Here is a 10,000-nt window from a genome sequence, read left to right on the forward strand (position 1 = left end):
CACCGGTGCGTTGCAACACACGTTCTACGACTTCGGTAAGGTTTTGATCGGTAAACTGCCGCGCCGACAGATTGATAGAGATAGTGACATCGTGACCGCGGGATTGCTGGCGGCTGATAAAACGACACGCTTCCCAAATAATCCATTCGCCAATTTCAACAATCAGGCCTGTACTTTCTGCAACAGGGATAAAGCGTAGCGGCGGGATCATAGAACCGTCAGGTCGGATCCAGCGCAACAAAGCTTCGTAGCCTATGACAACATCGGTACGAATATCTATTTTTGGCTGGTAATACAACACAAACTGATGCTCACGTATGGCTTCACGTAGTTGATTTTCGATTTGCAGTTTTTCTTTAGCAGCTTCATTTAAATCCTGGCTAAAGAAATGATAGGTATTGCGGCCACGGGCTTTGGCTTCATACATGGCCAAATCAGCATGTTTGAGCAGCAGTTCTTCGTCCGCCGCATCTTCCGGCGCTATAGTGATGCCAATACTGGCACTGATGGCCACTTCCTGGCCTGTTAATTTTACCGGCGCTGCAAAACTTTGCTGCAGGTTTTCTGCAATCAAGGCCGCCTGGGTACGGTCTTTAATGCCACTTAAAATAACGGCAAACTCATCGCCACCTAAGCGGGCTATGGTGTCTTCTTCACGTAACCTGCTGATCAACCTGCGCGCAACTTCTTTTAACAGCTCGTCTCCTGCATCATGCCCCAGGGTATCGTTAATCCGCTTGAATTCATCCAAATCAAAATACAACAAAGCAAAGTGATAATAGCCGCGGGAAGACATAGCTATAGCTTTACGCAACTGGTCACGGAAGTAACTACGATTTGCCAGACCAGTCAACATATCGTAATAAGCAAGTTGCTCCATTTTCCGCTGGCTCTCTTTGATGAAAGAGATGTCCTGCATAGCACAAACATAATTACTGACTTCGCCCTTCTCATCACGAATAGGTGCTATTGCCAGTGATACCCAAAGTTTGCGCAATACATGCTGCAATAACATATCACCACGCCAGTGGTGCCGCTCCTGTAAGGTTTGCGCTATTTCTTCACCAACAAAAAACATCTCTGCAGCAAATAACGACGACAATGGTTTTTGCATCATTTGTTCTGCAGTACAACCCATTAATTCCAGCATAAAAGGGTTTACATATTCGATATGCAACGCTTTGTCTGTCAGTAACAACCCAGAACTGGAAAAAGCAACTGCCTTAGTCAATTTGCGGGTGGCGCGTTCAGCTTCTTCCTTTTCTCCTATCCGGGTATTTAAGCCGGAAATCAGCTGATGTATTTCTTCGGCCATGCCGTTAAAAGCTCTGTTGAGCATACCAATCTCGTCATCGTGCTGATCAAGAGCAATCTGCTGCAAGTCGCCTCTGCTAATTTTTTGTACGGCTGAGGATAAACGGGTTAAGCGTTTTAAAATGAACTGATAAATAAAAAACTGCAGTGACAAAGCCACCACTGCTGCAACAGCAAGAAAAATCAACATTACATTGTCACGAAAATCCTTTAAACCGGCACTTACCGCCTGTTTATCCTGATACAAAGCCAGATACCAGCTCAGACGCTCAACTTTTGCTGCTGAAACCAAATAGTTGGCTAAGTCCGCCTGCAAAAACTCCTCATTGCCAGGGTTGGCTGTGACTTGTTGAATAAAAGCAGCTAATTCCGGCCTCCTCGGTGTAACCGAACTGTAATGAGCATCAAAGTTTTGTTGCCTGCCGCTCTGGACAGGAGCTGGTTTTTTTCCATCCAGCAACAAATTACCTTGTGGATCAAATAACATACTGCGCAATCCAGTGGCAGATTGTTCGATACTGGTTAACTCCAAAAACAGCTCATCCAAAATGTAATCACTGCCGGTCACCCCTAAAAACTCATCTTTGGCGTATACAGGGATCACCAGACTGGTCATCCATTTCTGCCAGATCGGGTCATAGTAGATAGGGGTCCAGCGCGGCAGACGGCTTGGATTTTGCTCAGGAGTGGCGATATCAAAAAAGATATCTTTGGTGAAGTTGTGGGTCACGGGCACTTCAAGCGCCCAGTCTGCAGGCGCTATACGGATCAACCCTTGTTTAGAGATAAAGTAAAAATTAAAAAATTCTTCCAGCATCAGAGGCGCTAATTGCTGCCATAACTCTTCTGTCTGGACTAACCAAAGCGCTTGCTGTGCATCTAATTTTTCTTGTGGGATAAAAGCAGCAGATAAATCATCCTGACTCCGCACACTACCGTCAGCCTGCGCTGCAGGAGGGGATGCAACAACGCCAGAGTTTTTTGTTAAGTAACGCACCACAATATTATTTGCACTGATCGCCTTTTTCTCTCTGGTTAAAAATCCGGCATCCAGTTCTCGGGCATATTTTTCAGATTGTAACTTTAATCCGGACTTTTCCTGTTCAATCAGTACATTTTGTTGCAGCATAAGTACAGCGTAAGCAATAGCAGCGCCAGCTACTACAGTCAGCATAAACACCAGCAGCGCAAACTTAATGCTTAGGGAATTCATACCTGTAGGTGTGTGAAAATTAACTTCCTTCACATAATATCCTGAATTGACAGCGACGGGGTTCAGTTGTAATGCTAATGTGGCATACAAAAGCATCAAACCATTATTGCATCAAAATCAAACAAATGAGAATTAAGCCAATGAAAAATCTGTTTATCTTTCTGTCTTTGAGTTTGTCCTCTGCCGCGGCTCTGGCGGGCAGCGCCTTTACCGACGCCGAAGACTCAGTCACTTATCGTCAACATAGCTTTCAGTTAATCAGACATAACTTCGTCGATTTAGGAGATATGATGCGCGGTAAAGTACCTTTTGATGCAAAACGAGCAGAAAAACGCGCAGATGCATTGGCTACTTTAACTACTCTGCCATGGGAAGCTTTTGAAGTACCTGGCGCAGACAAAGTAAAAAGTGATGCCAAAGCAGAAATTTGGAAAAACCTTCAGGATTTTCAGAAGAAGGCACAGCAATTTCAGGCTGATGCGTTGGCCTTACAAACAGCAGCTAAATCTGGTGAACAAGCGACCATCAAGCCAGCTTTTGGGAATTTCGCCAAAAATTGTAAAGCTTGTCATGACCAATACAAAGCTGACTAATATCTATCCTTCGTCCTTGAAGCCGCAGCTTTGTTAACTGCGGCCTTTCGCCCCAGTCACATAGTCAGCTATGCTCCCGGGGTCTCAATTCCTTGTCGCCTCGCTGCAACTCCAATGACTTTGGATAGATCCTTATGGTTTAAAGCCGCAGCTTTGTTAACTGCGGCCTTTCGCCTCGCTGCAACTCCAATGACTTTGGATATATGCTTCGTCTTTGAAGTCGCACTGTACGAACGGGGGTAATATTCCCTTTCCTATCAATGATCACCACTGCTGATACAAAGCCATACCTTGCCATAATGCGAAAATACCGGCGAAGACCAATACCAGTAGCAGATACCAAAATGTTGATTTTACTGCAGGTTGTTCAGCTTCGGATTCAAGTTTACCGTGCAGCATAGCACCTAAAACACCATCTTTTTTCAACCCATGAAAAAGCGCTGCCACCACATGCACAGCAATCAGCACCAGTAGCAGATTAAAATTATTGTGATGAAACCAGGACGCAAAAGACGACCAGTCGGAAGAAACAGCACTATACAAAGGCCCCTCTGTCATCACGTCGTCTGTCGTCATTAAACCTGAGATAAACTGTAAGACCAACAACAACATCAGGCTAAGGCTCATATAAGCTGATAAGCCTCTGTGCCCTATGCCATGTTTGGCTTTGTTCCACTTGCGCAGCAGTTGAGCAGGGCTTTGCAAAAAGTGCGCAAAGCGGGCTGTCTCGCTGCCTACAAAACCCCAGACCAGACGGCTGAGTAATAACGCAGCTAAGGTGTAAGCCAGAACCTGATGCACGACCAAATATCCTTGTTCCGCGCTGAACCATAAAGCAACCAATAACAACAATTGGCTCCAATGGTAAATACGTATGGCTTTATCCCATAGCTGAATCACTTTCATCTTTTCTCTGTCCTCTATTATGATAAGTTATTGATTTTACCTTATTGGAAGAGAAAACCTATGCTTTGGTTCAAACGGATTTCCCTGATCTTAGCCGTGTTGATACTACTTTTGGCCGGCTTTTTGTATTTTGCGCTTCGCAGCAGTCTGCCCCTCTATGAAGGTGAATTAATTTCTGAAGTCCGTCAGACGGTAGAGATCAGTCGTGACGCCCAAGGCTATGCCAGTATCAAAGGGCAAAATCGTAACGACGTCGCCTATGCGTTAGGCTTTGTTCATGCTCAGGAGCGCTTTTTCCAGATGGACTTATTGCGCCGTAATGCCGCAGGCGAGTTATCTGAGCTTTTTGGTGAAATTGCGTTGGAGCTGGATAAAAAACGCCGGATCCACAGGTTCAGAGCTAAAGCCGAACGCGGTTTCGCCGCTTTACCTCAAGAGCAAAAATTGTTGTTGCAGCGTTACACAGCAGGGGTCAATGCAGGTTTAGCAGAATTAGGCTGGCCCCCTTTTGAATATGGCTTGCTGGCACAAAGCCCACGTAGCTGGACCGGAGCTGATTCATTTTTAGTCTTGTACAGCATGTACCTTGATTTGCAGGGATCCGAAGGCAAAGACGAACTGGCAATGGGCTTGATGCAACAAAAGCTGCCGCAGGATTGGTACGAGTTTTTGTTCCAACATAGTCCAGACTGGCAAGCCGCTATGGATGACAGCAGGGTCAGTTTGACACCTCTGCCTAAATCCACTTACCCGGCTGTGCTCACTGGGCAAAAAACCGCCTGTACTGAGTGCGTTTTGCATGACGGCACTGATATAGGAAGCAATAATTTCGCCGTATCAGGCAAAAGAACAGTGGATGGCCGCGCTATTCTGGCGGACGATATGCATTTAGGCATCCGTGTGCCTGGAACCTGGTTTAAAGCCCAACTGAAATGGCAGGAAAATGGCGAAAACTACCAAGTCGCAGGGGTTAGTTTACCCGGCACCCCAGCCATAGTCGCAGGAAGTAATGGCTCGATCGCCTGGGGTTTTACCAATAGTACAGCGGATTGGTCTGACGTGATTCAGCTGAAATTGGATGAAAAAGGTGAGAAATACCTAACAGCGGATGGATGGCAGGAATTCAGCTATCAAAACGAAGTGGTTAAAATCAAAGATCAGCCCGATGAATTGGTGTTGCAAAAAGAAACCATTTGGGGACCAGTGCTCACACCACCTTTTCAGAATTATGCATACCGCTGGGTGGCTCATGATCAGGAAGGGGCAAACTTTAATTTGCTGGCTCTGGAAAAAAGCAAAGGTGTACGCGAAACGTTAAAACTGGCTGCCAGTGTCGGAGTTCCGGCGCAAAACTTACTGGTGGCAGATAAAGACGGCGCTATTGGCTGGACTTTAATAGGGGCGTTGCCAGAGCGCAAAGTACAACAGATGGATAGTCCACAGGATTGGAGCAACGAACAAAACAGCTGGACGGGTTATTTAGCTGCTCAGCATTACCCACAACTATATCAACCCGCCTCAGGACAACTCTGGACAGCCAACAGCAGAATGATTGGAGGAAAAGATTTGGAGCTGATTGGTAATGGCGGTTACGACTTAGGCGCCAGGGGCCAGCAAATCCGTGATGCTTTAACAGCAACAAAACAACATAACGAGCAGAGCCTGCATGCGATTCAACTGGATCACCGTGCTTTAATGCTGGCCCGCTGGCAGCAACTGTTGTTGGACTCAGTGCTGACTAAAGACTTTGTCGCTGAGCATGACCTGGATGCTTATCTGAATTATGTAATGAAAGATGCCAGCCATGCCAGTATAGGCTCAGTTGGTTATTCGCTGGTCAGGGCTTTCCGTACTAAAACGCTGGAGTTAATTTTTGCGCCTTTAACAGCCTTACTGGAGCAAAACAAACTATCTGGCCGGGATTTAAAATTCTCTTTGGAAACCGCAGGCTGGGAAATGATCCGGCAACAACGTACCGATACGTTACCAGCGGCTTTTAGCTCGTGGCGGACCTTGTTACAGCAGGCGGTACTGCAGAGTAAAAAACAACTGGAGACTGATTATGGCAGCTTGGCCGGGGCAAGTTGGGGTACGATCAATCGAAGTGCTATTGCACATCCTTTAGCAGCCGCTGTGCCGTTTTTTGGCGACTGGCTGAATATGCCTGCCATGCCGATGAATGGCGATAGCCATATGCCCAGAGTACAAAACAAAGTCCATGGTCAGTCCGAGCGCATGGTGGTGTCACCTGGCAACGAAGCAGATGGTATTTTAGTAATCCCGGCAGGACAGTCTGGTCATCCTTTATCGCCTTTTTATGCTGCCGATCACGACTTCTGGTTAAAGGAACAGCCATTAGGCTTTTTACCTGGTGAACAAAAATACTTGATGAAGTTACAACCTAAAGCTTGACTTTAGACGTCCAGACTTACTATTGTGGTGGCCATGAAACAGATTCAGATCGCTCGCTTTTTTCGCCTCTTTACCACCCCAACGGGGAGGCGGTAGGTCGCGCGCGCGTGATAAACCAAAAAACCTCCCACCATCGGGAGGTTTTTTTTTAGCTTAAAGGACGCTTTTATGAGCATAGATTTAGACCAAATCCGCCAGCAAATCAGCAGTACCGACAGAGATCTACTGCAATTACTGGCTACCAGAAGACAACTTGCCCTCAGCGTGGCTGATGCCAAACTGGCACAAAACAAACCTATTCGTGACCAAAAACGTGAAGAAGAGTTGCTGGTGTCACTGATAGAAAGTGGCAAAGTCTTAGGCCTGGACGCTCAGTATGTCACTAAAATTTACCATGTGATTATTGAAGACTCAGTGCTACAACAGCAGGCCAAAGTTCAAGGGCAACTGAATGGCGACAACGGCCCTGTCTGTCGTGTCGCCTTTTTGGGCCGTCAGGGCTCTTATAGCTATTGGGCAACACAAAAGTACTTCACCCGCCGCGCCGAAAAACTGATTGAAATTGGCTGTGACAGTTTTAACGAAATTGTACAAGCAGTAGAAACTGGCCATGCCGACTATGCAGTGCTGCCAATTGAAAACACCTCATCTGGCAGCATTAATGAAGTGTACGACATACTACAACAGACCCGTTTGTCGATAGTGGGCGAACTGACTCATCCTATTGAACATTGTTTATTAGGGGTTGAGGGTACTGATCTGACGAAAATCCGCCAGATTTGCGCTCACCCTCAGGTCATAGCCCAGTGCAGTAATTACCTGCAGGGCTTATCTAATGTAAAAATTGAATACTGCGACGCCTCGTCAGACGCCTTTGAGCGGGTGCGTAAAGCCCAGGATAAATCCGTCGTTGCGATAGGCGGTGAAGAAGGCGGTAAGTTGTATGGGTTAGAAGTATTAGGCCGGGGTTTGGCCAACCAAAAAGATAACGCCAGCCGTTTTATTGTGGTCGCTCGTAAAGCTATTAACGTCGCCAAAGCCATACCTGCCAAAACCACTTTTATTATGTACACCGGCCAACAGCCTGGTGCTTTAGTGGATGCTTTAACAGTACTGAAGCAACACGGCATCAGCATGGGTAAACTCGAGTCCCGCCCTATTCCGGGCAATCCCTGGGAAGAGATGTTTTATGTCGACGTATTCGCCAATTTAGGTGATTACGCCATGACACGGGCTTTGGATGAACTGAACCGTATCACCCGTTTTGTCAAAGTGCTGGGCTGTTATCCAAGTGAAGATATCAGCCCAACAGTAGTAGCTGCGGACGCTTCATAATTTAATTTGCTGACCTTTTTCAGCAATTTGGCAATGCAGACCGTAGTCCAGCATACGGCTCTGCAACGCCAGCTGTGCTTTTGGCTCCCCATGCACCAGATAAAAACGTGGCTGCCCCCCAATCATTCGTGCCCAGCCCAATAATTCGTCCTGACCTGCGTGAGCGGAAAAACCGCCAATGGTATGGACTGTGGCTTTCACTGCGATATTCTGACCGAACAATTTGACCCGTTTTTCGCCATCGACCAGCCGACGGCCTAAAGTGCCTTTCGCCTGAAATCCGACAAAAACCAGGTGATTACTACTTTTCCATAGGTTGTGTTTTAAGTGATGCACTATACGGCCACCGTTGCACATGCCAGAGCCAGCAATCACAATAGCACCACCGCTCACACGGTTTAACGCCATCGACTCTTCCATACTGGATGCCAGGCGTAAGATAGGTAAAAATGACTGCAAATCACGGGCTCCGTAGCCTTGCAACACCTTGGTGTCCTTGCGATCAAATTCCGCCATCAGTTCACTGTAGATCTTAGTGATCTCTATCGCCATAGGGCTGTCCAGTACCACCATTTTTTGTTTTAACCGGCCCTGATGGTACAAAAGTCCGAGGTAATACAAAATTTCCTGACTGCGCCCCAGAGCAAAAGCCGGAATAAACACATTGCCGCCCGCTTTGTGCGCCTCTTCCAACGCATTGGCAAACTCCTCTAAGGTGTTCTGCAGCGGCTGGTGGTTGCGATCGCCATAAGTGCTCTCCATCAAGACCAGATCTGCGGTTTTTACAGGACTTGGATCGGGCATCAGTACTGTCGCCGGATTGCCTAAATCACCGGAAAACACCAATTGCCGCATCGCTTTGCCCTGCTTCACCACAAGCTGAACTATGGCTGAGCCGAGAATATGGCCCGCGTCTAAAAACTCCAGCTCCAGTCCGTCACAGACCGTGACTTTTTGCCGATATGCCACCGGATGGCAACAATCCAGTACTTGCTCTACGTCTTGCACCGCCATAACAGGGTCCAGCAATTTTTTACCTTGCCGGGCTAAATGCCTGTTTTGCCATTCCAGATCTTTTAAATACAAATGCACCGAATCTTTCAGTAACACACCAAGCAATAAAGCCGTGCCCTGAGTGCAGTAGATTTTGCCCTGAAAGCCTTTCGCAACCAGCAAAGGCAATAAGCCGCTGTGGTCTATATGGGCATGCGACAAAATCACATAGTCGATATCTTTAGGTCTGAAGGCAAAACGGAATTTGTTCCACTCGGTAATTTGGTTTTCACCTTGTGTCATACCGCAGTCGAGTAAAATCCGTTTATCCTGCAATTTCAACAAATAACAAGATCCTGTAACCTGCTCGGCGGCGCCTAAAAAGGTTAAACTGGCATCTAAAGGCATAAGGTACACTCCGCTGTTCATTTTAGGGATCTAGCTGTCATGTCCATGTTATAACTGAACTGAAGTGTTAAAAGATTAGTCTATATCAAACAAAGTATTAGTTTATGCCCGTCGTATTTGAAGCTGCAGCTTTGTTGACTGCGTCATCTCTGTATCTTCAGTTAACCCGGGGGTCGTTCGCCTTCCCTGTTATGGAGTCCCGTTATGTCTGCTGACAACCCGCTGTATCAACGTCATCTGAGTTCTGCCCGTGAAGCAACAGAACAACAAAGCCAGGATTTACTCGAACATCCGTCTTATCGACTGGCTTTTGCCGATGATGATTTTTTGATGCAGGACGAATTGCGCCATGTCCGTTTACAACTGGAATATTTAAAACCTCAGTTGGTGATGGAACAGCATCAGGTCAAGGCCACTGTAGTGGTATTTGGCAGCGCACGTTTTGTCTCCCCCCAACAAGCACAACAGCTTCTGACCCAGGCCAAATCTGAGCTGGCACAATCTCCGGCAGACGCAGAGTTACAACTCAAGTTCAAGCAGGCCGAGCGTCAGCTGAAAAACAGTGCTTATTATCATGCTGCAACCGAGTTCGCACGGCTGGTCACAGAACATAGCCATAGCTGTCCTGACAGCTCTTTGATGATTATCAGCGGTGGTGGGCCAGGTGTGATGGAAGCAGCCAATAAAGGCGCTTACGAAGCTGGAGGTCAAAGTATTGGATTGAATATAGTACTGCCACACGAGCAAAAACCTAACCCTTATATCACCCCAGAGTTTTGCTTTCGCTTTCACTACTTTGCTATTCGTAAAATGCATTTTCTGCAGC

General features: G+C 46.8%; 7 protein-coding genes. 4 read left to right on the forward strand and 3 right to left on the reverse strand.

From position 1 onward, the window contains the following. On the reverse strand, positions 1-2,560 hold a 2,560-nt coding region (locus tag LDL40_RS14130), incomplete at its 3' end, for a diguanylate cyclase (RefSeq protein ID WP_300996039.1). Positions 2,561-2,667: 107 nt separating this feature from the next. On the opposite strand from LDL40_RS14130, the gene LDL40_RS14135 reads away from it, so the two are divergent. Next, complete coding sequence (locus LDL40_RS14135; protein WP_300996040.1) at positions 2,668-3,120, forward strand: cytochrome c; 453 nt, start codon at positions 2,668-2,670, stop codon at positions 3,118-3,120. A 264-nt stretch (positions 3,121-3,384) separates the two neighbouring features. On the opposite strand, the gene LDL40_RS14140 is transcribed toward LDL40_RS14135, so the two are convergent. Then, positions 3,385-4,026 carry a cytochrome b/b6 domain-containing protein gene (locus LDL40_RS14140; RefSeq protein ID WP_300996042.1) on the reverse strand — a complete coding sequence of 214 codons (642 nt, stop codon included), beginning with the start codon at positions 4,024-4,026 and terminating at the stop codon, positions 3,385-3,387. A gap of 60 nt (positions 4,027-4,086) precedes the next feature. Here LDL40_RS14140 and LDL40_RS14145 point away from each other — a divergent pair, with 60 nt between their 5' ends. Beyond that, positions 4,087-6,438 (forward strand): penicillin acylase family protein, encoded by a 2,352-nt coding sequence (locus LDL40_RS14145; protein ID WP_300996043.1) that lies wholly within the window; start codon positions 4,087-4,089, stop codon positions 6,436-6,438. A 168-nt stretch (positions 6,439-6,606) separates the two neighbouring features. Beyond that, positions 6,607-7,773, forward strand: coding sequence for a chorismate mutase (locus tag LDL40_RS14150; protein ID WP_300996045.1), 1,167 nt, complete (start codon positions 6,607-6,609; stop codon positions 7,771-7,773). Here the strand turns inward: LDL40_RS14150 and LDL40_RS14155 are convergent. After that, entirely contained in the window at positions 7,768-9,174 is a 1,407-nt protein-coding gene (locus LDL40_RS14155) for an MBL fold metallo-hydrolase RNA specificity domain-containing protein (protein ID WP_300996047.1), read from the reverse strand. The two genes, LDL40_RS14150 and LDL40_RS14155, sit on opposite strands and share 6 nt — an antisense overlap. Positions 9,175-9,378: 204 nt before the next feature. Between LDL40_RS14155 and LDL40_RS14160 the strand changes: the two genes are divergently transcribed. Then, positions 9,379-10,000 (forward strand): LOG family protein (locus tag LDL40_RS14160; protein WP_300996048.1); only part of this gene is annotated, 622 nt, incomplete at its 3' end.

This window comes from Rheinheimera sp., from assembly GCF_020217005.1.
In the GTDB taxonomy this organism is placed as follows: domain Bacteria; phylum Pseudomonadota; class Gammaproteobacteria; order Enterobacterales; family Alteromonadaceae; genus Pararheinheimera.